Below are 24,632 nucleotides of genomic sequence, written 5' to 3'. Positions count from 1 at the left end.
GCTCTGTGGTGAGCCCGTTCCAGTCTGCGCCGCTTGCTCTGTCATAATGCCGATCAACTAGCGTAATCACTGCCATGACGTTCTACTCACCACCTGGCTCGTTCGCACGCTCTGTCATCGCACACGGCGTGCTCATCATTTTTCTGCTTGCGGCGGGTGGGTGGCTGGTCTTTGATTTCTGGCGTGAACGGGAGCGGACTGTCGCGGAGGTGTCGCGCCTCGCCATGCACAAAAGCCAGCTTGTCGGTGCATTGTTTGGTGACACCTTTATCGCGGCTGATTATGTTTTGCGCGATATGGCCGACCATGTGGAGCTTGCCCTGGCGCGAAAAACGTCCCTTGCCGATCTGACTCCGCTGCTTGAGAAAAAACTTGTTTCGGTGCCCGCCCTGACTGATCTGGTGTTGCTCGATGAGCACTGCAAGTTCGTTGCCGTAGGCGGCTACAAGAGTTTTCTCGGCACACGGAGTCGTCAGCGCTTCTGCTCCGCCTCGAGCCATGAATCCGGCCAGAATCTGCATATCCAGTATATGCCCGCTGAAAAATCGGCCAACGGCAAGCCGGTGGTGCTCATTTCACGGAGCATCGCCACGCGCCAGGGCCGCATGCAGGCCGCCGCCATGGCTGTGATAGAACTGGATTTTGCACAGCGCTGGATCGAGGCATTCGCGGTCGATGCTTACAACGTGCAAACCATTCTTGATACGGAGGGGGTCGTCATTGCCCGCAACCCACCCATGCTTGACGACTTGGGCAAGCTTACGCTGGCGCCTCCTGGCCAACCGGCTTTTGAACAGATTGGCTCAGCCGCCACTTTCACGGCACGCTCACCGCTGGATAACAGGGAGCGCATATTCGGCTTGAGCCGACTGGAAAACTTTCCGTTCATCGCCATTGTCGGCTACGACATGGCGCGCTCGCTTGAAGAGTGGCAACAGCGAGCCTGGCAGTTTGCATTGGGCTATGCAGCCCTTACTTTTTTGTCTCTGGGGTTATTGCGTGCCTATTTGCGGACCGTTGCTCAAAGCCGGACCTTGCATACCTTGGCAACAACGGATGTACTCACCGGAATTGCCAATCGCCGGTATCTTTTCGAGCGTGGTGAGCAAGAGCTTGCCCGAGCCATACGTTACGACAAGCCGCTTTCGGTACTCATGATCGACATCGACCTGTTCAAGAAGATCAATGATCGCTGGGGGCACCCAAGTGGCGATCAAGTTATTCGAAACATCGCAAACCTGATGCTGGGTATCTTGCGTGGGGTCGACACTTGCGGTCGCTTGGGCGGGGAGGAATTCATCGCGATTCTGCCGGAGACGGAGGCGCAAGGGGCCGCTACCCTGGCAGAGCGCCTGCGCCAGGCTGTCGAGGCATCCGAGCTTGCCAGAGCAGACGATGGCCAGGTCATTCGCCATACGGTCAGCATTGGCGTTGCCGCGCGCCTGCCCGGTGACATGACTTTCGAAACAATCCTGCGGCGCGCTGATCTTGCTCTCTATCGCGCCAAGGAGTCGGGACGTAATCAAGTCGTGGCCGGATGAGCGTGTGACAACATTCATCAAGCACACGATGCATGATAAAAAAGTGAAAGCCAGGGCTCTGCAGGCCAAACCCTGAAGGCCGGAAAAGGCCGTGGTGTCATCGGCTGAATGTTGTGCTGATAGCTCAACTTAATAAGCGAGTTTTGAAATCCCGCCGAATCTGATGGCAAATGGGGGCGGAAGTTCGAGTTTCCCAAATCAATAAGCGGCTCTTCACCGCGATTTTCGGCTGGGCGACGGGGCCAGTTGAAGTGCTGCCGATCTGGCCCAAGCTGCCCAGCAGCGCTGGCCAAGGAAGATCCATTCATTTGCCTTTGCTGGCGTCTTTCAGGTCGGTCGTCAGATCGCCGGCCACTTCCCTGGCTTTGCTGCGGCCGGACTGGATCGATGGGCCTGAACACATCAGGCCCTATGCGCGCTAGCGAACAGATCAATATTCCGTGCCGTGTAGATTTGGGCAATGGCGACAGCTGCACCTATCCACGACAGGCGACATCCAGCGAAGCGGGCCGCCAAGGTCAAGGAGAAAACAATGAGCCGCCAGAACTACTATGCAACCTTGCAGATTGATCGGTGTGCTTCCTGCGCCGAAATCAAGTCGGCCTTCCGCATCCTCGCACAACGTTTTCATCCCGATGTCACCGAGGATCTGGATGGAGAACGGAAATTCAAGGATGTCGCCGAGGCCTACAGAACGCTCAGACGCCCCGACTCTAAGGCCGCCTACGATCATCAGATAAATAATATCTGCATTGACAGGGCAGCCCTGGCCACAAGCCTTTCAGGCATGGGGAGTTTCAGCTGGGGGCTGGTCCTCTTTAATTATTTTTCATGGTTCTGGCTGAACCAGGGCCGGGACGAGGAGTGAAAACTCCCGCGCTGTCGATGCGGAGCGTGTGGTGAAAAAATTTCCGATCGTCTGTGTCGGTGGTTCAGCCGGCGGCCTCGACGCCTTTACCCGGCTATTGCAGAACCTGCCGTGCGACATGGGCGTGGCCATCGTCATCGTGAATCACCTCACGATCATGCCCACGCAACTCCATGAAGTGCTGCCGCGCTTTACCACGATGCCGGTCGATCTGATTTCGGACAGGCTGTTGATCGAGCCAAACCATGTCTTCATTATTCCGGCCAATCGGGATTTGCACGTCGATGGCGATGAGTTTCACCTCGAGCCCATTTCAAAGCCGCGAGGCTGGCCTGATGTGATCACGATCTTTCTGCGCTCGCTGACCGAGCACTGGGACGGCAAGCTGATTGCGGTCATTGTTTCCGGCTATGACGGTGACGGCGCCGACGCGCTGTGCGGCATAAAGGAAATCGGGGGTGTCACGATTGCCCAAAAGCTGAGTACCGCCAAGCAGCCCGACATGCCGGAAAGCGCAATTGCCAGCGGCTGCATCGATTTTATTCTGTCACCCGAAGATATTGCCGGCGAAATTGTACGGATTGCCCGCGCCGAATCTTTCTGACCGTGGGACTTTCCGGCCAGCTGTTGTGCGTGTTGGCGTACAGAGCTCGATGGCCGGGCGGGGTAAGCTGGTTTCGGGCGGGCGGTGAAGCACCCTCAATGCACGAATCGCCCGCATTCTTACGCGAAGGGAGCTGTTAATGAACCGCCTTATCTACATTGTCGGGCTGATCGTTGTCGTGCTTGTCGTCTTGTCGTTTTTGGGCTTGCGATAAGGCGTTGAGATGCATACCAAAGGAGTGATGATGAAAGGTTTTGTGCAGGATATCGAAAGTCTGTCCGTCAAAAATGACAATTTTCGCCAGGTGCTATACACGGCCAAACATTCGCAGCTTGTCCTGATGTCGTTGAAACCCCAGGAGGACATCGGCGCCGAGACTCACAAGCTTGATCAGTTCTTCCGTGTCGAGGAGGGTTCCGGCGAGGCTGTGCTGGATGGAGTCCGGACGCCGATTGAAGCCGGCTTCGCGGTGCTCGTTCCGGCTGGGGTCAAGCACAACATCATCAACACCGGCTCCGTGGCGCTGAAACTTTATACGCTTTATGCCCCACCCAATCACAGGGATGGCGTCATCCACGAGACCCGTGCTGATGCCGAGGGCGATACCGAACACTTCAACGGCAAAACAACTGAATAGAGCGTTGGCTGGCAGCAGCAGGATCCGAGGCGGAGAGTGGTCCTTCAAAAAAATGGGGAGCTCACTCCGGATGAAAGTGTCAAAAGAAATGCCACGACTTCAGGAGGCAGGAATGACCCGATCAGACATGGGCATCGTCGGCCTTGGCGTGATGGGTGCCAGCCTTGCGCTCAACCTGAGTGACAAGGGTTTTCGCCTGAGCGTTTACAACCGTACGGGCGCCGTTACGTCGGAATTCATCCACACCCATGGGCAAGGGCGTGCCATCGCCGTGGCCGATGACCTCGAGGGCTTGGTCAGCCAGCTTGGCTCACCCCGCGTGATTCTGATGATGGTGACTGCCGGTCGCGCCGTCGAGGGCGTGATCGAGCAATTGCTACCTTTGCTGGAAGCGGGGGACATCCTGATTGACGGGGGCAACTCCAATTACCAGGACACCGACCGCCGCTGGCGGGCGCTTGCCGCCAAGGGTATTCACTTTGTCGGCATGGGCGTTTCCGGCGGCGAGGACGGCGCCCGTTTCGGGCCGTCACTGATGCCCGGCGGCGCTGTGGCTGCCTGGCCCGCCATCCGCGACATGTTCCAGGCCATCGCCGCCACGGTGGATGGCATTCCGTGCTGCCAGTGGCTGGGTGAGGGCGGGGCCGGCCATTACGTGAAGATGATTCATAACGGCATCGAATACGGCGACATGCAATTGATCGCCGAAGTCTGCCACTTGATGCAGCACGCCCTCGGCCTGAGTCACGACACAATGGCCGACTGCTTCGAGGCCTGGAATGGCGGTCGGCTGGAATCCTATCTGATTGAAATCACCGCCCGCATACTGCGTCAGCGAGACCACGACGGCAGCCCGCTGGTCGATTCGATTCTCGACCAGGCCGGGCAAAAGGGAACCGGGGTGTGGACGGCGCAGGATGCCCTCGATAACGCCGTGCCGCTCACCCTGATCAGCGAAGCCGTGCATGCCCGCATGTTGTCGGCGCGCAAATCTGAACGGGTTGCGGCGGCGGCGCTGCTGGGCAGCGTGCCGACTGTCGTGCCCGAGCCGGAACGCGCGGCCTGTCTCGATGCGCTGCACGATGCCTTGTACGCAGCAAAACTGGTCTCCTACACCCAGGGCTTCATGCTCATGCAGTCTGCCGCCGGAAAGAACGGCTGGGACTTGCCCTTCGGTGACATCGCCCTGCTGTGGCGCGCCGGTTGCATCATCCGCAGCCGCTTTCTGGGTGACATCAAGAACAGCTTCGAGCGCCAGCCGGTGCCGCCCAGCCTGCTGCAGGATCCGTTCTTTGCGGCCGAGGTCAGGTCCGCGGAAGCCGGCTGGCGCAAGGCGGTCATGCTGGCCGTCGGGCACGGCATCGCGGCGCCGGCGCTGGGTTCGGCGCTGGCGTTTTACGACGGCTATCGCTCTGCCAGGGGTTCGGCAAACATCATTCAGGCACAACGGGATTTCTTTGGGGCCCATACGTACCAGCGTATCGACCGCGACGGGACGGCGCACTTTCACACCCGCTGGACGGGCGACGGGGGCGAGGAGGAACTGCCATGAGTTGCGCCACCGAATCGCATGCCTACGTGATCTTCGGAGCGACAGGCAACCTGGCAATGGCCAAGCTTTTGCCCGCCCTGTTCCAGTTGCACTGCCTCGGGCAGCTGGCGCCTGACGTGCGTATTCTCGGCTGTGGCCGAACACCTTTTACCCGGGATGCCTGGCGGGGCGAGGTGCGAGAACATCTGCAAGCTGCAGACCCCGGGCCGCTGGAGAGCTTTCTCCCGCGCCTCGACTATCTCACTGGCAGCCTCGAAGATGCCGCGTTCTATCAGGCGCTGGACATCTGGATCGGGGCCGGCGAATGCGGCAACAACGTGATTTTCTATCTCTCGGTCAGCCCCGAGTTATACGTGCCGATCACCGTCGGGCTGGTCGAGGCCGGCTTGCTGGCCGAGCGCACCGGCTGGCGCCGGATGGTGATCGAAAAGCCTTTCGGCCACGACCTGCAATCGGCCCGCGACTTGCAGCACGAACTCAATCTGCGCCTCAAGGAAGAGCAGATTTACCGCATCGATCATTACGTCGGCAAGGAGTCCGTGCAGAACCTGCTGGTCTTGCGTTTTGCCAACATGATTCTGGAACCCCTGTGGAACCGGCATTACATTGACCAGGTTCAGATCACGCACGCGGAAACCATCGGCGTGAACGGCCGGGCCAGCTACTACGACCGGCATGGCGGGGCGACCCGCGACATGATCCAGAGCCACCTGCTGCAGGTTCTCGCCTTGCTGGCCATGGAACCCCCGGTATCGTTGGAGGCCGAATCCCTGCGTGATGAAAAGGTCAAGGTGCTGCGCTCGATTCGCCCGCTCGACCCGTCGCAGCTGGCCAGCCATGCGGTGCGCGCGCAGTACGCCGGCTATCAGCAGGAGGCCGGCGTCGCCGCCGGCAGCCATACAGAAACCTATGCCGCGCTCAAGCTGTACGTGGACAACTGGCGCTGGCGCGACGTGCCGTTCTACCTGCGCACCGGCAAGCGCCTTAAGGAGCGGCGTTCAATGGTTGCGGTACGTTTTCGTGAGCCACCGATACAGCTCTTTCAGGGCGCGGGTGCCTCCGCCGCCCATCCCAACTGGTTGCTGATCGGGATTCAGCCGGACGACGTGGTGCAGATGGAAATATCCGCCAAGGTGCCCGGCCAGGAAACCCGTACCCGCCAGATATCGATGGATGCGTCGGTCGGCAATCCCGGCGAGCGCAAGGCCGAAGCTTACGAAGAGTTGCTGATGGATGTCATTCAGGGCGATCGCTCGCTCTTTCTGCGCTATGACGAAGTCAAGGCCGCGTGGAATGTCGTCGATCCTTTCATGCGCGGCTGGGCCGATGACGAGCGCCCGCCCTTGCAGTATCCGGTGGGCAGTTGGGGGCCGAAAGCGGCGGACCAGATATTCGGCCAGGCTGATCGGGAATGGCGACAGACACTGCGCTGCGATGGCAAACCCGGGGGAAAATGCTGATGCTGCCGGTCAACTGCAAAGTGTTGGCAGATCCCGAAGAGGTCGCGGGTCAGGCCTGCCGTATTGTCATCGCCGAAGCCGAGGCCGCGATCCGTGAGCGCGGGATGTTCCGGATTGTTCTGGCCGGTGGCAGCACGCCGCAACGGACCTATGAAATGCTGGCCGGAATGGCGCAGGACTGGAGCGCCTGGGAAATCTTCTGGAGTGACGAGCGCTGCCTGCCTTCCGACCACGCCGGACGAAACTCATGCATGGCGCAGGATGTCTGGCTTTCCCACGTGGCAATACCGGCCGGGCAGATTCACCCTATTCCGGCCGAACTCGGCGCAGCCCGTGCGGCGGCCGAATATACAAAGGTGGTTCTTGACCGGAAGCCCTTCGATCTGGTGCTTCTCGGCATGGGTGAAGACGGGCACACCGCCAGTCTGTTTTCGACGAGCGGCGACCCCATCGCCCCGGTCATTGCCGTGCACGGCGCACCGAAGCCACCTGCCGAGCGTGTCAGTCTGAACTTTGAGACATTGCGCGCTTGCCGCAAGCAACTGGTATTGATCACCGGCGCAGAAAAAGCCCCCGCCTTGTTCGCCTGGCAGCAAGGCGCCACGCTTCCCATCGCCCATGCGGTGCGCAACGACGCCTGCCTGCTGGCCGATGCCGAAGCCGGGCGGTCAACGAACTTCATGGCGTAGGCGCTCTGAACCGGAGAGAGTCCGGGCCGATTGTTGGGGCGACTGAAGTCGCCCCAACAGGGGGCGCCGCTTACGAAGCAGGCTGTCGACGCTCGGCCCTGGCCGTGATGGCGAGCGCAATGACGATGAGGGCTGCCGCGACGGCGAAAGTGATCCGCATGCCGGCTGCAACGGCTTCGGGGCGAGCGGTTGTGATGTCGGTCGTACCCGAAGCGAACGCAAAAATTGCGCCCATGACCGATGCGCCGGTGATGAGCCCCAGGTTGCGCGACAGGTTGAGCAGGCCCGAAATGGCGCCTCGCTGGTCAGGGGTGGTATTCAACATGACCGCGGTGTTATTGGCCGTCTGGAACAGCGCATAGCTGAAGGTGACGACGACGATGGGGGCGAGGTAGCCGGGGATGCCCAAGCGTGTCGGCAGCAAGGCAAGGATGCCGGCGCCGGCCGCCATTCCGAGCAGCCCGATTCCGGCGATGCCTGCAGCGCCAAACCGGTCTGTCATGCGCCCGGCCGGCACTGCGGTGAGCGCGGCCACCAGCGGGCCGGCGGACATCACGAGTCCAAGCCGCCACGCATCGAGCCCGAGCGCTACCGCGAGATAAAAGGGGCCAACCACCAGCGTCGCCATCATCACCGTCGAAACCAGCGCATTTGTGGCGAGGCGACGACTCTCAAGAAAAGGCAGGGCCGTCCCAAGTTTTCTTGTCCCCCACGGGGGGCGGGCGGGGCGTAGCCCGGCCCTGGGGGCGCTCAACTGCGAGTTGCGGAACATCGCCAACCGGATCAACGGAGAGATTGCCCTCGCCTCGGCGCGCACAAAGAGCCCGACACCGCATGCCGCAAGCAGCAGCAAGGCAAGGTTAAACAGCCCGAAATGGCCGCGCCCGGTCGTCATTGCCAGGGCATAGACGGCGAGCGTCAGCGCAAGCAGGAGTGTGCCCAGGTAGTCGAAGCGGGTTTCCCCGGTGGTGGGCGCGCTTTGATCACCGGGCAGGTGGCGCTGCGCGAGCAGGAGGGTCAGCGCACCTAGGGGCAGGTTGATCAGGAAGATCGAGCGCCAGCCCGCGCCGGCGATCAGCATGCCGCCGAGCGACGGGCCCAGTGCGGTGCCAATCGCCGACATCGTGCCGAGCAGCCCGATGGCGCTGCCGGTCTTTTCCTTGGGAACCGTTTCGCCGACAAACGCCATGGCCAGCGCCATCATGACGGCGGCGCCAAGGCCTTGCAGCGCGCGCGCCGCAATCAGCAGCCCGAGCGTGGGCGCGACACCGCAGAGGATGGATGCCAGCGTAAACAGGGATATCCCGGCCAAGAGCAGCCTTCTGCGTCCAAGGATGTCGCCGAGCCGTCCGGCGCTGACGATCAGCGTGGTGATGGCCAGGAGATACGCCAGAACGATCCATTGGACCGCCTGGAACGAGGCATTGAACGCTTCGGCCAGGCTCGGCAAAGCCACGTTGGCGATGCTGGTGCCAAGCGACGAGAGCAGCACGGATAGCGCGAGACTGGTGAGTGCCCACCGAACCGACGCTTGCCCTGCAATGATTGGCTTCACGATGAGTTCCTTTTCTGACGACGCCCGAACGGGATCGATCTGAAGCTTAGCCCTCGGGCTTGCATGGCGGAAGGCGCAGCATTTGCATAGTATTCGTGCATTGAACGCCATGTTCCATTCATGTCGATGCCCGATTTCAACTTGCTGGTAACCCTTGATGTGCTGCTCGCCGAAGGGAGCGTTGCGCGGGCTGCCAGGCGGCTGCGCCTGAGCCCGTCGGCGATGAGCCGGGCGCTGGCGCGCTTGCGCGAGACAACCGGCGATCCCTTGCTGGTCAGGGCCGGGCGCGGGCTCGTTCCTACGCCCCGGGCGATCGAACTGCGGGAGCGCGTCGGTCAGCTCGTGCAGGAAGGGCACGCCGTTTTGCGTCCCGTCGAAAAGCTCGATCCTGCCCAGCTGGTTCGAACATTCACGCTGCGGACCAGTGACGGCTTTGTGGAGAATTTCGGGCCGGCGCTTGTCGCCCGCATCGAGGCCGAAGCGCCCGGCGTGCGGCTGTTCTTCATGCAGAAATCCGACAAGGACAGCAGGCCGCTGCGCGATGGCGCCGTCGATCTGGAAACCGGTGTTGTGGACTCAGCAACCGCTCCGGAGCTGCGTGTGCAGGCCTTGATCCGTGACCGCTTCGTCGGCGTCGTGCGCCTGGGGCACCCGCTGAGCCAGGCTGCGATAAGCCCGGTCAGCTATGCCGCCGGCCGGCACATCCACGTTTCGCGGCAAGGTCTGGACAGGGGGGCGATCGATGAGGCCTTGAAGCTCCTGGGCCTGGAGCGAAAAGTCGTCACCATTGTGGGCGGATTTTCGAATGCGCTGGCTTTGGCCCGGGCCTCCGACCTGATTGCCAGTGTTCCTGAACGCCACACCGGAAACCTGCGTGCCGGAATGCATAGTTTCCCGCTTCCGGTGCCCACGCCGGAGATCACAGTGTCACTGCTCTGGCACCCCCGGCTGGATGCCGATCCGGCCCATCGCTGGCTGCGCGGCCACGTCAAGGAGGTTTGCGCGTCGCTTCGCTGAACAAGGCTCAGGCACGCTGAAGCTCATCCGTCAGCCGTGCTTCGGCAACAATCCAGTCGATCAAGGCCTGGGTTTCTTTCGACGGTGTCGGGCTGCGCTGAAGCAGGCAGAAAACCTTGTTCGATCTGGGGCCGGGGCGGGGTGTCGGCAGCGCAACGAGGCGACCGTCGTCCAGCATCGGGCGGATGAACTGGCTGCGTCCAAGTGCAATGCCCTGGCCGGCAATGGTGGCGTGGATCATCTGGTCGAAGAGGTTGAAACGGATGACGCCCTTGGGTTTGACGCCGGACCAGCCCTGCATGTCCAGCCAGCTCTCCCAGTTCCACCAGGGGGAGTGGTCGCCTTCGAATTCGAGCAGCACCGAGCGGGCGATGATTGAAGGGTCGTTCAGTCGGGCAATGCCGAGGCTGGGGTGGGCCACCGGAAAGATCGTCTCGCCAAAAAGCCGGCGGGCGCCGGTGGGCATGCTGTCCCCGGCGCAATAGCGGATCGCAATGTCCAGCCCCTCGTGACGCAGGTCGACGATGTTGTTGTTGGCCGACAGGCGAACTTCGATCTCGGGATGCTGCTGCTGAAAGCCCGGCAGGCGCGGCAGCAGCCATAGGCCGACAAACGAAATGCTGGCCGTCAACGTAACCGGGTGGTGGGCTTGGCTGGCCTGCAGGGCGCCGATGGTGTCCTGCAGCTGTTGCATTGCATTGTCGGCGCTGAGGAACAGCCGCTCGCCTTCGGGCGTGAAGTGGATGGCGCGGTGCGCCCGTTCAAACAGCTTGATGCCCAGGGCGGATTCCAGCCCGTGAATCTGCCGGCTGACCGCCGACTGGGTCAGGAACAGATCCTGGGCGGCGAGGGTGATGCTCATGCGCCGCCCCACGGCGACAAAGCCGCGCAAAAGGTCTAGCGACGGGATTCTGGCGAGGGGCGTTGGCATTCTGTTTACTCATGTGAAGGGCCGAAAAACTCGGTTGAGCGGCGCCAATCCATGAATTCTAATGCAGGTGATTTCCCCCTCCCCGGAGACTTGAGACATGGCCCACATTTCTGATCCCCACTTCGCCGAGCGTGTCCGCGCCAGCTTCGAGCGGCAGAACGCGATGCACCTCATCCAGGCCAGCTTGCCGCTCGTGGAACAGGGCCGCACCGAAATTCACCTGCCCCACTGGCAGGGCGTCGAGCAGCAGCACGGTTTTGTGCACGGGGGCGTGGTTGGCATGATTGCCGATTCGGCGGCCGGCTATGCGGCCATGACCATGGTGCCGGCCAGCGCTTCGGTGCTCACCGTGGAATTCAAGATGAACCTGATGGCGCCGGCCGATGGTGAAAAGCTCATCGCCCGGGGCGAGGTGCTGCGCTCCGGCCGGACGCTGATCGTCACCAAGGCCGAGGTTTTTGCGGTCAAGGACGGCAAGGAATCGCTGTGTGCGCTGATGCAGCAAACCATCATGGTCATGCACGGCAAGGTCGAAAAGTAGAACGTCATGATCGACCTGTACAGCTGGCCGGCGCCCTGGCCCCGTTAGCGCCTCCGTCCTGCCGAGATCCAAGCCATGTTCCGCTCCCTGCGCAGCCCCGGGGCCCTGCTCACCACCTTGCTGGCCGCCGGCATCCTGGCGATCACGATGGGCACGCGCCAGTCGCTCGGCCTGTTCGTCAGCCCGCTCAACAGCGCGACCGGCCTGGGCATTGCCACCATCAGCCTTGCCATGGCGGTCGGCCAGTTCACCTGGGGCGCGATCCAGCCGGTGGCGGGCGCGGTGGCCGATCGCTACGGGCCCCGCCCGGTGCTGCTGGCGGCCGTGATCTTGCTGGCCCTGGGCTGCGCCGTCACCCCGTTCATGGATTCGGGTTTCGGCCTTGCGGTGGCCATCGGCCTGATGACCCAGGTTGGCGCCGGGGCGGCCAGTTTCTCGGTGCTGATCGGCGCCGCCGCACGGCGGCTGCCCCTCGAGGCGCGTGGTACCGCGTCGGGCGTCATCAACGCCGGGGGCTCCCTTGGCCAGTTCCTGTTCGCCCCCATCCTGCAAAAGCTCATCCAGACCGTCGGCTGGGTCAATGCCATGTGGGCCATGGCCCTGATGGCGCTGACCGCGCTGCCGCTGGTGGGGCGGCTGACCCGCCCGGTGACGACACCGCCGCCGGCCCATCCCGAAGCGGACCAGGGGGTGATGCATGCGATCCGGGGCGCGCTGGTCGACCGCAGCTACCTGCTCCTGCACCTGGGCTTTTTTACCTGCGGCTTTCACATCGCCTTTCTCGTCACCCATCTGCCGGGCGAGGTGGACCTGTGCGGCCTGCCGCCTGTCGTCGCCAGCTGGTCCCTCGCCATCATCGGGCTGGCCAATCTCTTCGGCAGCCTTTACGCGGGTTCCTGCGTGTCCCGCTACCGCAGCAAGTACGTGCTGGCGGTGATGTACGCCTCCCGCGTCGTGCTGATCGGCGCCTACCTGCTCCTGCCGTCCTCGGCGCTGACCTTCTACGTGTTCGCCGCCGGCCTCGGCTTTACCTGGCTGGCCACCGTGCCGCCCACCGCAGCCCTTGTCGGCAAGCTCTTCGGCGTGCGCTACCTCGGCACGCTGTTCGGCCTTACCTTGCTGTCTCACCAGATCGGCGGTTTTCTCGGCGCCTGGCTGGGCGGCCTGGCGGTGGTGGAGTTCGGCAATTACAACTGGATGTGGTACGCCGACATGGCCCTGGCCGCGATGGCTGCGGTGATCAACCTGCCGATTCGCGAAGCACGGATCGAGCACCTGCCGATCGGACTTCAGCCCGAACCGCAAAATATTCACTGACACGCGCTCTGCCCACCCGCAAAGGAGTCTGCCTTGAGCACTTCAGAACCCAGGCCCCCGGCCATCTTCTACTTTGACGTGATTTCCCCGTGGGCCTACCTGATGGAGCACGCCTTGCGCCGGGCGCCCCTGCCCATCACGCTTGAACTGCGCCCGGTGCTGTTTGCCGGGCTGCTCAATGCCTTCGGTCACAAGGGCCCGGCCGAGATCGAGCGCAAGCGCCGCTTCACTTATGAGCTGTGCATCTGGACGGCCCAGCAGCAGGGAATACCCTTCGTCATGCCGTCGGCGCACCCGTTCAATCCGCTCCGCTACCTGCGCCTGATCCTGGCCCTGGGCACCACGCCGCAGGCGGTATCGGCGGTGTTCGACCAGCTGTTCACCACGGGCTGCGACCCCGACAGCACGGAGGCCTGGCAGGCCATGCTCGCGCGGCTCGACGTGAGCGAAGCCGCCCTCAAGCTGGATGCGCCCGAGATCAAGGCGCGCCTCCGGGACAACACCGCCCGCGCCGCCGCCGACGGCATCTTCGGCGTGCCGACGATCACCGTGGGCGACCGGCTGTTCTGGGGGCTCGATTCCCTGCCCATGCTGCGGGCCTGTCTTGAGGGTGATCCGGGGCTGGACTCCCCCGCGATGCAGGCCGCGGCGAAGGTCCGCTTTGGCGCGGCCCGTTAGCCCGGCTGGGCCATCGGGTGCGGTGTTGTGCCTTTGTGGGGGCGACTTCAGTCGCCCATCCGCGAGCTGAATCACAGGCAAGCCGTTGATCAGCTTGGGTAGGTCGGGTTAGCGCAGCGTAACCCGACATCGGACGTATCCATCGATGTTCATGCTGGTGTCGGGTTACGCCCTGCGGGCTAACCCGATCTACCCGTGCTGCGCCATCGGGCGCGTTGCACTGCAATTATCCAGAATAAAAAATCCGGAACCCAAAGCGGGTTCCGGATTTTTTGCTCGCAGCGCCTGCGCGTTCGGCGTGTCAGTCGTGTCGATCCAGCACCGCGTCGAGCGCGGCCTTCAACTGGCTTTGCGCGTCGGCGTCATCCCACACCGCGTCGCTCTGGCGCCAGGCGATGTAGCCGTCCGGGCGTACCAGCAGGGCGCCGGCTTCGTGGATTTCGCGCACCCGCTGCCAGGCGCAGTAGGGGTCGAGGCTGCCTTTTTCACCGGTGACCACGATGCGTAGCCAGGGCAGTTCCATGGCCTGTGCCGCGCGCACCCAGGCCTGGCCGGCGATGCCGGTGACGAGGGAGAACTTGCCCTTGCCGGTGACATCCAGCGTGGACACGCGCACGCCGCGCTCATTGACCAGCCAGGCGTGAGGAATCTTGGCGCCGGGGCGGGTCGTGGCCTGCAGGTAGAGCTGGCGATCGCGCTGCCACACTTCCTCGCCGGCGGCCGGATCGGGCGCGACGGCGGTGGATTCGTAGCGCTGGTTCAGCTCCACGCCCTGGGCATTGAACTCGGTGTTCTTCAGCTCCAGCGCCTCCTGCAGCGCCTGGCGGGTTTTTACGCCCTCCGGCGTTGCGGCGCGCAGGCGGGCGAGGCCGGCCGCCACCGGGTTTTCACCGCCCTCGGCGCGGAAGCAGGCGTTGAGCGGCGCGTAGTCCTGGCGCGACTGGTTGGCGCGCGCCACGATCTGCTTGCCAACCGGCGCCCGCTCGTCGCTGTATGACTCCAGCAGGCCGGGGCCAGCGTAGCCCTTGACGACGAAAGCCAGCTTCCAGGCCAGGTTGAAGGCGTCCTGCATGCAGGTGTTGGACCCCAGCCCGCTCGACGGCGGGTGGCGGTGCACCGCGTCGCCGCCGCAAAACACGCGGCCCTTGGAGTAATGCGTGGCGTGCTGCTGGTTCACATACCAGGTGGAGCTGCGCACCAGCTCAACTTCCAGGTTCGGGTCGCCCACCAGGGTGCGGATCTTGCCGGTCACGGTTTCGTCCGACAGGTCGGGTTCGCCGTCGGTCATGTTGAAACCCCAGCCGGCAATCCACTGGTCCCACGGCCGCACGGCCCGCAGCAGGCCCATGCCGATCTCGCCAAAACCGGCCGCCGGCGTGACGATCCAGTGCAGGATCGCCGGCCGGTGGGCCACGTAGCGGCTGAGGTCGGCGTTGAAGACCACGTAGGCGGTGCCGGCACGTGCCAGCTGGCCAACCAGCGGCAGGCCGATCTCGTCGGCAATCTTCGAGCGGGCCCCGTCGGCGCCAACCAGGTAGCGGGCGCGCATCGTGTATTCGCGGCCCGAGAGGCGGTCCTTCAGGCTTACCGTGACGCCGTCGGCGTCTTGGTCGTGCCCGAGGTACTCGGTGTTGAACGCGAGCGTGGTGCCGCGTTCGGCCGCGTTCTTCACCAGCAGCGGCTCCATCAGCGGCTGGGTCAGGTCGAGCAGCGGGCAGGGGCTGCCCTGCACGTAGTCGCCGTGGCGCTCGTCACCCGTGCCCCAGGTGCGCAGGCGGGCGATTTCCTCGCCGGCCAGGCTGGTGGTGAACAGGGTGTCGCCCATCTGGTCCCAGGCGGTGGCGTACTTGCGTACCTCGTCCTCGATGCCCAGGTCGCGCAGCACTTCCATGGCGCGCTGGTTGGTGATGTGGGCGCGCGGCGTGTCGGCCAGCCAGTTCCACTTGGACACCATGTGCACGCGCACGCCGTAGGTGGCGAGCGCCAGCGCGGTGACCGCGCCGGTGGGGCCGGAGCCCACCACCAGCACGTCGGTGTCGAAATTTGTCGTAGTGCTCATCGTTGTCCGTCTCGGTCGGTGCGCCGGTTTACTTGACCAGCTTCCAGCCGCCGTTGGCCACTTCGATCAGCACGGGGCTGGTCGGGGCGTAGCCGCCGTGGTTGGTGGGCGACATGGTGTAGGTGCCGTTGGCGCCGACCAGTTTGGAGGTTTTTTCCAGCGCGTCGCGCACGGCTTCGCGGAAGGCCGGGGTGCCGGGCTTGGCGGATTTCAGCGCGGTGGTGAAGGCGCCTTCGAGCATCAGCCAGCCGTCCCACGAGGCGCCGGCGAAAGTGGAGCGGGTGTTGGCGCCGTTCTTGGCTTCTACAGCCTGTACAAAGGCAAGGCCAACCTTTTTGTTCGGATGGCTGTCGGGCAGTTGTTCGGCCACCAGCACCGGCGCAACGGCCAGGCGCGCGCCTTCTACGGCCTTGCCGCCGACGCGCAGGAAATCCCGGTTGGCCACGGCGTGGGACTGGTAGATCGGGCCCTTGTAGCCGCGCTCGCGCAGCGTGGACTGGGGGAGCGCCGCCGGCGTGCCGGAGCCGCCGACAAACACCGCATCCGGCTTGGCCGCAACCACCTTGAGCGCCTGGCCGGTAACGGAGGTGTCGGTGCGGGCGAAGCGTTCGGTGGCCACGATCTTGATGCCGGCGGCGTCGGAGGTTTTGGTGAGGGCCTTCAGCAGCAGCTCGCCCCAGGAATCATTGAAGCCGACGAAGCCGACCGTCTTGATGCCCTTTTCCTTCATGTCCTCGACCGCGCGCCCAACCATGATTTCGGCAGTGGGTTCGACGCGGAAGGCCCACTTCTGCTTGTCGGCCGCGACTTCGATCGGGGCCATCGACAGCAGCACGGTTTTTTCCTCGTTGGCGACATCGGCCATCGCGGTGCCGGAGGTGATCAGGTTGGGCCCCAGGATCACGTCGACCTTGTTCTCGCCGATCAGCTTGCGGGCGTTTTTCACCGCGTTGGTCGGGTCGGTGGCGTCGTCGAGGATGATGTAGTTGATCTTCTCGGCGCCCAGGGTTTGCGGCATCAGCTCGACGGCCTTTTTGGTTTCGGCGCCAAGGGATGCAGCCGGGCCGGTCAGCGAGAACACGACGCCGACGTTGATGTCGGCCAGGGCGGAGCCTCCGGCCAGCGAAAGGGCGAGGGCGGCAACGGAAGTCTTGAGGTGGGTCTGCATGGTTTGTCTCCTGTTTTATGGGCTGCTGTTTGATCTTGCATGCTAGCATGCAAGAAATGAAAAGCAAGCGCTCTTCACACTGACAGGAGGTAAATTTCCGGCGGCCGCCTCTTTGCTTGCGGGTGCTAACATTCCTCCCCGTTTTGCGATCGACTCTTCCACACAGCCGGACAGCATGGAAATACCCCACAAAAAAGCCGTCATCTTTCAGGAGATCCTGCAGCGTCTGCTCGCCGGGCGTTATCGCTTTGGCGAACGGATTTCGGTGAAGGACATCGGCGAGGAAACCGGCATCAGCCGGCAGCCCATCATGACGGCGCTCAACAGCCTGCAGGAGCGGGGCTTTGTGCGCATCACGGCCCAGGTTGGCTGCGAGGTGATCGCGCCGTCGGCCGACGAGGTGGAAGATTTCTATCGCATGTTTGCCGCGGTGGAAGGCGTGATCGCCGGGCTGGCCGCCACCCGCGCGAGCGCCCTTGAGCTGGCCTCGCTGCGCGAGATCAACAGCCAGCTCGATGCGCCCGGGCCCGACGCGGCAAGCCCCGAAGCGTACCGGCGCATCAACGTGCAGTTTCACCGGCAGCTGCACCAGATGGCGCATTCGCCGCTGATCTGCAACCGTCAGCTGGCCAACTTCGAATTGTCGGATTTCTTCATCGTGCAGAGCTGCGGCTTCGCGGCGCACCTGAAGCGGGTGGTCGATGAGCACGACAGCGTGATCGAGGCCATCGCCTCCGGCGACCCCCGGCGCGCCGACGCCGCCGCGCAGGCCCACATTCTCAGCGTGTCGGCGAGCGTGCTTGGCCATCTGCGCGGGTTGGCCGCCTAACCGAGCGCCCTTGCCGGCGGGTCAGGCTGGCAGGGAAATATCTTCTTTGCCCGCTGCGCCGCCGGCCTGCTGGGCCAGCACCATCAGGTTTCTGGGCGTCAGCTCCCGGTCGCAGAAGGTGCCCACCTGCACCTCGAAACCGGCTTCCTCCAGCCCCAGGGCGAGATCCAGCACCAGCCACATTTCCAGCGCCCGCCGAAAGGCATGGCGGACCAGTTCGAAACGCCTGACTTCGGCGCGGCGGGCTTCGCCGGCGGCCAGCCAGCGGGCCCAGTCGACGGTTTCCGGGAGGGCCAGTTTTTCCCGCTCGGCCAGCAAGCGGCAGTAGGTGACGAAATCGCCCGACAGCCAGATCGAAGGCACCGGCTTGAAGGGCCGGATCGCCTCGCCCTGGATGTCATTGCGCAGGGCCACGAAGCCGAGCTTCCAGGCCTGGTCCCGGGCGAGCCGCTGGCGGATGCGCAGCGGGGCCTTGACCGTTTCGGTCACGGCCAGGCGCAGGGCATTGCCGTCGAGCGCCAGCGCGGCGTCGCGGCTCAGGGGGCGGTAGCCGTCTTGCGCGCCGCGGTAATAGCAGCAGGGCGCGATGCGATAGCTGTGGGCGCCGTCGTGCGCCGCGGTGCGTACCAGCGAGCGGTGCAACTCGCCGCAGGCGTGCAGCGCCAGCACCGCGTGATCGCGCACGTGGCTGCGGGAGGCCTCATCCAGCGCGTCGGCGCACAGCACCGTCTGCTCGATGCCGGAGCGGGCGGCGAGGCGGGTGGCGTCCTCGCACAAGGTCGGGTCGATTTCCAGCGAGCGCACCGGCAGGCGGTCGGTCATCGCCAGGCGCCGTCCGAGATGCCCCTTGCCGGCACACCATTCCAGCAGCGGCGCCCGGGAGGCCGGCCCCTGGGCCGCGAAGGCGTCGATCTGCTCGCGTTTGCGCCCGGGGATGTGCCAGTCGAAATGCGCATCGCTGGGCGGAAGATCGCGCATGGCCAGCCGGGGCACGTCGCACAGGGCGCCAAGCTGCCCGGCCAGCGGCAGCAGGGTTTCAAGCCAGGCGAGATTGGCGTCCGGGTCGGCACCCAGTCTTTCGAGCGTCGCGTCGTCGAGGCCGAGCACCGCGTCGGCCAGGGCCGGCCAGTGCGCGCACCAATCGGGCCGGCGAATGTAAAACGGCGCCGGCCGCCAGAAGGCCTGGTGTGCGTTGAGCACGGATTGCAGTTCGAGAAATCGCTCGCGGTGGTTCATGGGTCGGGGGGGGGCTGGCGGAAAGGGGCTGCCGGGCGGGGGCGCTCATACTAAATCCATCCGGGGGTTTGGCAAGTGCCTGCCGGGGCCGGGCTTGCGCTTTGACGGCCGGGTGCTTAAATGGACCTATTGGAACGGCTCTGTCATCGCTGGGTGTGAAAATGCATAAATCCGACGATGCACGAGTCATGTAGGGGCGACTTCAGCTTGGGTAGGTCGGGTTAGCGCAGCGTAACCCGACATCGGACGTGTCCATCGATGTTCATGTTGGTGTCGGGTAACCCTACCTACCCGTGCTGCAAGCAGCGCAAAGATTCCACAGAATGTAAATCCCGGGCGGCTCCCGGTTGGTCACGCGCCGCCCGGCCGCAGCCTGAAGCCCACGCAGTGCGCGTCGATGTTCCGGACCGAGGAGTTCTGCCATGCCTGCCGACAAGACTTTCCGCCTTCGCTTGGCCACTTCGGCCGCCGCCCATCCGCCCGTCAGCGAAGTCGCCATCACGTCGGCGAGCAGTGTCACCCAGGGCGCGGCGCGCGGGGCGGCGGTGGGCGAGCTCGAAATGCCCGCCGATGCCGTGGTGCGCGTGGTGCTGGCGAATGGCTTCGTGTTGTGGTCGCGGGCCGACGATCTGCTGCGCGAGCGGGGCCGCCAGGCGACGGCACGCAGCGGGGTCGATGGCACGCCGGTGTGGGAAGTGTCGATGGGGGCGCGGCCGGGCATGCCGACGCGGGGTTCGGCGCGGGGCCGGTCGGGCCTGGATGTGAAGCTGATGGAGGTTTTCGGGGTCGACCTTAAAGAGAAGACCGCCCGCGAACTGGCCAAAACACTTGAAGACCGGCAGCTCAAGGCCGGCACGCCGGGCCTTTATCACTGCCCGCTGGCGCTTGCCGAGGCCGCAGCGCCGGGGCCGTGGCTGACACCGGTGGCCGAAGGCGCGGTGATGCCGGCCGATGCCGGGCCGATCCTGGTATTTCTGCATGGCACCGGGTCCAGTTGCAGCGGCAGCTTCGGCAAGCTGTGGGCGCCCCGCAACCGGGCGGGGGAGGCGCTCCGCGGCAAGTTGCTGGAGCGCTACGGCGAGCGGGTTTTTGCCCTCGAACACCGCACGCTGACCGAAAGCCCCATTGCCAACGCGCTGGCCCTGGCGCGGGCTTTGCCGGCCGGCGCCGAGATCCATCTGGTCAGCCATTCCCGCGGCGGGCTGGTGGGCGAGCTGATGTGCCTGGGCCAGCGCGATTCGGCCAGCGATCCGCTGCAGGCCCCGCTGCTCAAGGATTTGTTTGCCGCCGACCGCACGGTGGCCGAGCAGCTCGGCCTGCCGGCCCTGGGCCCCGACTCGGCGCGCGAGCGGGACAAGGCCTACGAGGACGATCGCAAGGCGCTGCTCGAACTGCTGGCCGAACTCGACGCCAGAAAATTCAACATCCGGCGCTTTGTGCGCGTGGCCTGCCCGGCGCGGGGCACGACGCTGGCGTCGGGCCGTCTCGACCGCTGGCTGTCGGTGGTGGATTTCCTGTCCGGCACGGGCCTGTTCGGCGAGTGCCTGGATTTTTTGCTGGCGGTGGTGAAAGAGCGCACCGACCCCCGCGTGCTGCCCGGCATCGAAGCCATGATGCCCGGCTCGGCGCTCACCCGGCTCCTGCAGCACCCCGATCTCAGCGTGAGCGCCGATCTGTCGGTGATCGCCGGTGACATCGAGGGCGAAACCCTGGGCGGCCAGCTCAAGCTGCTGGCGGTGGATTGGTTCTACGGCGCCGACCACGATCTGGTGGTGAACACCGGTTCGATGTTCGGCGGCCTCCGGCGCTCGCCGGGGCAGTCGCGCTTCTTGCGGGACGTGGGCGCCGACGTCAATCACTTCAACTATTTCACCAACGAAAAAAGCGTCAAGTGGCTGCTCGCCGGGCTGACCCGCGCCGAAGGCAGCGACGGGGGCTTCCAGCCGCTGTCCGCCGCGCCCCGCGAAGCGCCGCGCTGGCGCGATGCCGTGCGCCGCAGCCGCGCCGCCACCACGCCGCGGCCGATTGCCGTGGTGCTGCCGGGCACCATGGGCAGCGTCCTCAAGGCCGCGGGCGACGACGTGTGGCTCAACTACTGGCGCCTGCTGCGGGGCGGGCTGGACCGCATCGGCATGGGCCGGCCGAACATCGAGGCCACCGACCTGCTCGATGATTTCTACGGCCCGCTGCTGGAATTTTTGGCCCGCAGCCACCGCGTCGAAATCTTTCCCTACGACTGGCGCATGTCGGTGAGGGGCGCCGCCCTGCGGCTGGTGCAAACCCTCGAGCCGCTGGTTGCCGCGGCGGAGCGCAGCCAGCAGCCGGTGCACCTGGTGGCCCACTCGATGGGCGGCCTCGTGGTGCGCGCGATGATTGCCGACGGCGCGGCGGGCGCCGCCCTGTGGCGGCGCATCACGGCGCTGCCCAACAGCCGCTTCATGATGCTCGGCACACCCAACGCCGGCTCCCACGAGGCGGTGCGCTGGCTGGTGGGCGAAAACGCCACCGAACTCAAGCTGGCCCTGCTCGATTTCACCCGTGGCACCGGGGGCGTCATCGACATCGTGCGGCGCTTTCCCGGCCTGGTGGAGCTGCTGCCCTTTGCGCCGGGCGAGCGCGATTTCAGCGATCCGGAGCTGTGGCGCAGCCTGCGCCAGGAGATTTCGGCCAGCTGGGCCACCGTGGACGCCGCCACCCTGCGCGACGCCCGCCAGACCTGGCAGCGCCTGCTGGCGGCTGCGCCCGATCCGGACCACATGGTGTACGTGGCCGGGCGCCAGCCGGCCACGGTGACGAGCTACTGGGTTGCCGACGCCGACAACCTGCTCGCCGCCAACCGCAAGCGCATGATCTACCAGGCCACCGCGCGGGGCGACGGCACCGTGACCTGGGCCTCCGGCCAGTTGCCGGGCGTGCCCATGTGGTTTGTCGACAACACCGCCCATGACGCCCTGTGTTCCCAGCGCAAGGCCTTTCCGGGCTACCTTGACCTGCTGATGACGGGCAAGACGCGGCTCCTGGCCGACCACCCGCCGGCCGGCTTGCGGGGCGAGGGCGCCGCCGACGAAAGCTTCGTGCTGCCCGATCAGCCCTTCACCGACGATCTGCCGGACGAAAACGCCGTCAATCACATGGGCTTTGGCGGCGGCATGGCCGTCGAGGCCCTCGAAACCACGGGTGCCGCACCGGTGCTCAAGGTCAGCGTCAGCCATTGCGATCTGGCCTACTCGCGCCACGCGGTGCTGGTGGGGCATTACCTGGGCGACGCCATCGTCAGCGCCGAGGGCGCCCTCGACCGGCAACTGAACGGTGCCCTGTCGCGCCGCCAGCAGCTGGGCCTGTATCCCACGCAGCTCGGCACCCATTCGGTGTTCTTCCACGAAAAGCCCGACGGCAAGCCGGGGGGCGCCGTGGTGGTGGGGCTCGGGCAGGTGGGCGAACTGTCCCCCGGCCTGCTCGCCGCCGGGATGAGCAAGGCCTTGCTCGACTACGCGCTGCAGGTGGCCCAGTGGCCCGACGACATCCGCTTCGGCCCGTCCGACAAGCCGCGCCACGCCGCGCTGAGCTGCCTGCTGGTGGGCTCGGGGGCCGGCGGCATGCCGATCGCCGGCTCGGTCGAGGCCATCCTGCGGGCCGCGGTGGCGGCCGGCAACCGCCTGGTCGAGCAGGAACTCGATCACAAGGTGGTGATCGACGAAATTGAATTCATCGAGGTGTTCGAAGACGTGGCCATCGTGGCCGCCGAGGCCCTGTGTGCGGCCCTGCGCGACGACGTGCTGGCGGCCCGCGTGAGCTGGCCCGACCGGGCCATCCGCTCCGGCACCGGCGGCCGGCGCCGGGTGCGCTTCGACGATCAGCCAGACTGGTGGCAGCGCCTCGAGATCATCCAGGAAGAAAACCAGGACGCGCTGCGCTTCATCTTCTCCACCGACCGCGCCCGCGCCGAGGAAACCCTGGTGGCCGGCCAGCTTACCCTTGCCGATTCCTTCATCGCCCAGGCCGTGCGCTCGTCCACCGCCAACGCGGAAGTGGCCAAGACGCTCTTCGAAATGCTGCTGCCCAACCGCCTCAAGGAGCTGGCGCCGCAGGAATCCAACCTGGTGCTGCTGGTGGACAAGGTGTCGGCGCGCTACCCGTGGGAGCTTCTGGAAGACCGCTGGAGTGCCTCCGGGCGTCCGCCGGCGGTGGCTGGCGGGCTGGTGCGCCAGCTCAAGACGCCGCATTTCCGGCCCCATCCAGCCCATTCCGTCGAGGCCCGCGCCTTCGTCGTGGGCAATCCCGACCTCAGCGGCTGGGATATCTTCCCCGATCTGCCCGGCGCCCTCGAAGAAGCCGAAACCGTGGCCAGCCTGCTGCGCAGCGGCGGCTTCAACGTGCGCGACAGCCTCGCCGAAACGGTAGATTCCATCCTCTGCGGCCTGCATGCCGACGCGTGGCGCATCCTGCACCTGGCCGGTCACGGCGAGCACGAATACCCGGTCAGGCGCCCCGACGGCAGCACCCGGCTGATGTCCGGCATGGTCATCGGCAAGGAGGTCTTCCTGACCCCCGGCGACGTGGAGCAGATGCGCTGGGTGCCGGAACTGGTCTTCATCAACTGCTGCCACCTGGGCCAGACCCTGCCCGGCACGCCCAGGCCCGGCCGCTTCAACGAACTGGCCGCCAACCTGGCCATCGAGTTTGTGAACATGGGCGTCAAGGCCGTGGTGGCGGCCGGCTGGGCGGTGGACGACAGCGCCGCCAGCGCCTTTGCCAGCGTGTTCTACACCGAAATGCTGGCCGGCCAGCCCTTTGGCTGCGCGGTGCGCACGGCCCGCGAAGCCGCCATGACCCGCTTCCCCGGCGTGAATACCTGGGGCGCCTACCAGTGTTACGGCGACCCCGGCTACCGCCTGCGCGGCGATGGTTCCGCGGCCGTCGCCCAGACGCCGCGCCCCTACTTTGTGCCCTCCGAGCTGCTGGCCGATCTGGACAACCACCGCGCCACCATCCGCATGAAATCCGCGGGCAACGACGAAGACGTGCGCGCCGAGATGCAGGCGCGGATCGGCGAGCTTCTCGACCGCATTCCGGCCAATCTGCGCGAGGCCTGGCTGATGCGGGCCGACGTGGCTGCCGCGGTGGGCACGGCCTGGGGCGAAACCGGCGCCTGGGCCAATGCCGTCGAATGGCTGGAGCGCGCGCTCCTGGCCGACGAGGGCGACTGCCCGGTGCGGGTGGTGGAGCAGTGTGCCAACTTCCAGGTGCGCCTGGCCGGCGAAGAATGGACGCGCCTGCGCGATTCGGCCCCCGACGAGCGGCAACGCGCCGCGCTGGTGCAGCGCATCGAGAGCGCCATCATGGAACTCGACCTGATCTGCACCCGGGCGCCCACTTCTGAGCGCCTCAGTCTGCTGGGCAGCGCCTGCAAGCGGCTGGCCTGGGTGTACAGCGACGAGCAGCCGCGCCGCGAAGCCCTGCTCAACATGAGCAACTATTACCAGGCCGCGGGTGAAATGGCGGCGCAGGCCGGCAGGCCGCCCTTGCCGTATTCGTTCACCAACGCCGGCATGGCACGGGTGCTGGCGGCCCGCATCGAGGACGACAGCAACGGCGCCTGGCGCCCGGGGCTGCTGGAGCGCTGCACCGAAATGGCCGAGATCTCCCGCCAGATGAACGAGACCGACCCCCATATCTGGAACGCGCTGGGCGTTGCCGACTGCGAACTGCTGCGGCTGGTGGCCGCGCCGCCGACCCGGGAGGCCATGCCCGGCGTGGCCGCGCGCATTGCCGGGCTTTACCGCGATGTGCTGGGGCGCGGCGCCAGCCCGCGGGAAAGGGCATCGGTACTCGAGAACCTCGATTTCGTCATCGCCATGAGCGACACCATCGCAAAGGCCCGGCGCAGTGCCGGAGAGAAAACCCTGCGCGAAGCGCTCGGGATCATCCGTTCAGGGCTGTGAGAGGAGGC

At 65.2% G+C, this 24,632-nt stretch carries 18 protein-coding genes; 13 read left to right on the top strand and 5 right to left on the bottom strand.

Annotated elements, in window-relative coordinates; genetic code table 11:
- Positions 1-74 precede the first annotated feature (74 nt).
- The 7 genes from Q1W26_RS00155 to pgl all read left to right on the top strand — a co-directional run bounded on the left by Q1W26_RS00155 (position 75) and on the right by pgl (position 7,351).
- Entirely contained in the window at positions 75-1,541 is a 1,467-nt protein-coding gene (locus Q1W26_RS00155; protein WP_300434245.1) for a GGDEF domain-containing protein, read from the top strand.
- A 532-nt stretch (positions 1,542-2,073) separates the two neighbouring features.
- Entirely contained in the window at positions 2,074-2,409 is a 336-nt protein-coding gene (locus Q1W26_RS00150; RefSeq protein ID WP_300434243.1) for a DnaJ domain-containing protein, read from the top strand.
- Between the two features lie 31 nt (positions 2,410-2,440).
- Positions 2,441-3,013: a chemotaxis protein CheB gene (locus tag Q1W26_RS00145; protein WP_300434241.1), complete on the top strand. Its 573-nt coding sequence runs from the start codon at positions 2,441-2,443 to the stop codon at positions 3,011-3,013.
- Between the two features lie 223 nt (positions 3,014-3,236).
- Positions 3,237-3,650 carry a cupin domain-containing protein gene (locus tag Q1W26_RS00140; protein ID WP_300434238.1) on the top strand — a complete coding sequence of 138 codons (414 nt, stop codon included), beginning with the start codon at positions 3,237-3,239 and terminating at the stop codon, positions 3,648-3,650.
- Positions 3,651-3,762: 112 nt separating this feature from the next.
- The gene (gene gnd, locus Q1W26_RS00135; RefSeq protein WP_300434235.1) at positions 3,763-5,202 is read left to right on the top strand and encodes a decarboxylating NADP(+)-dependent phosphogluconate dehydrogenase; all 1,440 of its coding nucleotides are present in this window, start codon (positions 3,763-3,765) and stop codon (positions 5,200-5,202) included.
- Positions 5,199-6,662 (top strand): glucose-6-phosphate dehydrogenase, encoded by a 1,464-nt coding sequence (gene zwf / locus Q1W26_RS00130; RefSeq protein WP_300434233.1) that lies wholly within the window; start codon positions 5,199-5,201, stop codon positions 6,660-6,662. Before gnd ends, zwf begins: the two co-directional genes overlap by 4 nt.
- Complete coding sequence (gene pgl, locus Q1W26_RS00125) at positions 6,662-7,351, top strand: 6-phosphogluconolactonase (RefSeq protein ID WP_300434232.1); 690 nt, start codon at positions 6,662-6,664, stop codon at positions 7,349-7,351. The genes zwf and pgl overlap by 1 nt, the downstream gene beginning before the upstream one ends.
- Positions 7,352-7,421: 70 nt before the next feature.
- Here pgl and Q1W26_RS00120 read toward each other — a convergent pair whose 3' ends face one another.
- Positions 7,422-9,017, bottom strand: coding sequence for an MFS transporter (locus Q1W26_RS00120; RefSeq protein ID WP_300434231.1), 1,596 nt, complete (start codon positions 9,015-9,017; stop codon positions 7,422-7,424).
- A 9-nt stretch (positions 9,018-9,026) separates the two neighbouring features.
- Between Q1W26_RS00120 and Q1W26_RS00115 the strand changes: the two genes are divergently transcribed.
- The gene (locus Q1W26_RS00115) at positions 9,027-9,923 is read left to right on the top strand and encodes a LysR family transcriptional regulator (RefSeq protein WP_300434230.1); all 897 of its coding nucleotides are present in this window, start codon (positions 9,027-9,029) and stop codon (positions 9,921-9,923) included.
- Between the two features lie 7 nt (positions 9,924-9,930).
- Here the strand turns inward: Q1W26_RS00115 and Q1W26_RS00110 are convergent, their stop codons facing one another.
- Entirely contained in the window at positions 9,931-10,854 is a 924-nt protein-coding gene (locus tag Q1W26_RS00110) for a LysR substrate-binding domain-containing protein (RefSeq protein WP_300434229.1), read from the bottom strand.
- 97 nt (positions 10,855-10,951) lie between these two features.
- Between Q1W26_RS00110 and Q1W26_RS00105 the strand changes: the two genes are divergently transcribed.
- The 3 genes from Q1W26_RS00105 (at position 10,952) to Q1W26_RS00095 (ending at position 13,390) form a co-directional block, all read left to right on the top strand.
- A complete protein-coding gene (locus Q1W26_RS00105) occupies positions 10,952-11,395 on the top strand; it encodes a PaaI family thioesterase (protein WP_300434227.1) in 444 nt (147 codons plus the stop codon).
- Positions 11,396-11,470: 75 nt separating this feature from the next.
- Positions 11,471-12,712 carry an MFS transporter gene (locus tag Q1W26_RS00100; RefSeq protein WP_300434226.1) on the top strand — a complete coding sequence of 414 codons (1,242 nt, stop codon included), beginning with the start codon at positions 11,471-11,473 and terminating at the stop codon, positions 12,710-12,712.
- A 33-nt stretch (positions 12,713-12,745) separates the two neighbouring features.
- Positions 12,746-13,390 (top strand): DsbA family protein, encoded by a 645-nt coding sequence (locus Q1W26_RS00095; RefSeq protein WP_300434225.1) that lies wholly within the window; start codon positions 12,746-12,748, stop codon positions 13,388-13,390.
- A gap of 301 nt (positions 13,391-13,691) precedes the next feature.
- On the opposite strand, the gene Q1W26_RS00090 is transcribed toward Q1W26_RS00095, so the two are convergent.
- Entirely contained in the window at positions 13,692-15,449 is a 1,758-nt protein-coding gene (locus tag Q1W26_RS00090; protein WP_300434224.1) for an FAD-dependent monooxygenase, read from the bottom strand.
- A gap of 28 nt (positions 15,450-15,477) precedes the next feature.
- Positions 15,478-16,617: an ABC transporter substrate-binding protein gene (locus Q1W26_RS00085; protein WP_300434223.1), complete on the bottom strand. Its 1,140-nt coding sequence runs from the start codon at positions 16,615-16,617 to the stop codon at positions 15,478-15,480.
- Positions 16,618-16,792: 175 nt separating this feature from the next.
- Here Q1W26_RS00085 and Q1W26_RS00080 point away from each other — a divergent pair, with 175 nt between their 5' ends.
- On the top strand, positions 16,793-17,446 hold the full coding sequence (locus Q1W26_RS00080; RefSeq protein ID WP_300434221.1) for a GntR family transcriptional regulator: 654 nt from the start codon (positions 16,793-16,795) through the stop codon (positions 17,444-17,446).
- Positions 17,447-17,467: 21 nt separating this feature from the next.
- Here Q1W26_RS00080 and Q1W26_RS00075 read toward each other — a convergent pair whose 3' ends face one another.
- Positions 17,468-18,682, bottom strand: coding sequence for a methyltransferase (locus Q1W26_RS00075; RefSeq protein WP_300434219.1), 1,215 nt, complete (start codon positions 18,680-18,682; stop codon positions 17,468-17,470).
- 422 nt (positions 18,683-19,104) lie between these two features.
- Between Q1W26_RS00075 and Q1W26_RS00070 the strand changes: the two genes are divergently transcribed.
- Positions 19,105-24,624, top strand: a complete 5,520-nt coding sequence (locus tag Q1W26_RS00070; RefSeq protein WP_300434217.1) for a CHAT domain-containing protein — start codon at positions 19,105-19,107, stop codon at positions 24,622-24,624.
- Positions 24,625-24,632: the final 8 nt, after the last annotated feature.

The organism is Zoogloea sp., from assembly GCF_030157465.1.
Taxonomy (GTDB): domain Bacteria; phylum Pseudomonadota; class Gammaproteobacteria; order Burkholderiales; family Rhodocyclaceae; genus Zoogloea.
Note: the sequence above shows the minus strand (reverse complement) of the source record. Positions and strands in the feature narration are given on the sequence as shown.

Bases quoted from the DNA above. Each gene is read 5' to 3' on its own strand.
- Q1W26_RS00150 (WP_300434243.1), top strand. From the start codon at position 2,074: ATGAGCCGCCAGAACTACTATGCAACCTTGCAGATTGATCGGTGTGCT.
- Q1W26_RS00075 (WP_300434219.1), bottom strand. From the start codon at position 18,682: ATGAACCACCGCGAGCGATTTCTCGAACTGCAATCCGTGCTCAACGCA.
- Q1W26_RS00105 (WP_300434227.1), top strand. From the start codon at position 10,952: ATGGCCCACATTTCTGATCCCCACTTCGCCGAGCGTGTCCGCGCCAGC.
- Q1W26_RS00155 (WP_300434245.1), top strand. From the start codon at position 75: ATGACGTTCTACTCACCACCTGGCTCGTTCGCACGCTCTGTCATCGCA.
- Q1W26_RS00120 (WP_300434231.1), bottom strand. From the start codon at position 9,017: ATGGCGTTCAATGCACGAATACTATGCAAATGCTGCGCCTTCCGCCAT.
- Q1W26_RS00115 (WP_300434230.1), top strand. From the start codon at position 9,027: ATGTCGATGCCCGATTTCAACTTGCTGGTAACCCTTGATGTGCTGCTC.
- zwf (WP_300434233.1), top strand. From the start codon at position 5,199: ATGAGTTGCGCCACCGAATCGCATGCCTACGTGATCTTCGGAGCGACA.
- gnd (WP_300434235.1), top strand. From the start codon at position 3,763: ATGACCCGATCAGACATGGGCATCGTCGGCCTTGGCGTGATGGGTGCC.
- Q1W26_RS00110 (WP_300434229.1), bottom strand. From the start codon at position 10,854: ATGCCAACGCCCCTCGCCAGAATCCCGTCGCTAGACCTTTTGCGCGGC.
- Q1W26_RS00085 (WP_300434223.1), bottom strand. From the start codon at position 16,617: ATGCAGACCCACCTCAAGACTTCCGTTGCCGCCCTCGCCCTTTCGCTG.
- Q1W26_RS00100 (WP_300434226.1), top strand. From the start codon at position 11,471: ATGTTCCGCTCCCTGCGCAGCCCCGGGGCCCTGCTCACCACCTTGCTG.
- Q1W26_RS00090 (WP_300434224.1), bottom strand. From the start codon at position 15,449: ATGAGCACTACGACAAATTTCGACACCGACGTGCTGGTGGTGGGCTCC.
- Q1W26_RS00070 (WP_300434217.1), top strand. From the start codon at position 19,105: ATGCCTGCCGACAAGACTTTCCGCCTTCGCTTGGCCACTTCGGCCGCC.
- Q1W26_RS00140 (WP_300434238.1), top strand. From the start codon at position 3,237: ATGCATACCAAAGGAGTGATGATGAAAGGTTTTGTGCAGGATATCGAA.
- Q1W26_RS00080 (WP_300434221.1), top strand. From the start codon at position 16,793: ATGGAAATACCCCACAAAAAAGCCGTCATCTTTCAGGAGATCCTGCAG.
- pgl (WP_300434232.1), top strand. From the start codon at position 6,662: ATGCTGCCGGTCAACTGCAAAGTGTTGGCAGATCCCGAAGAGGTCGCG.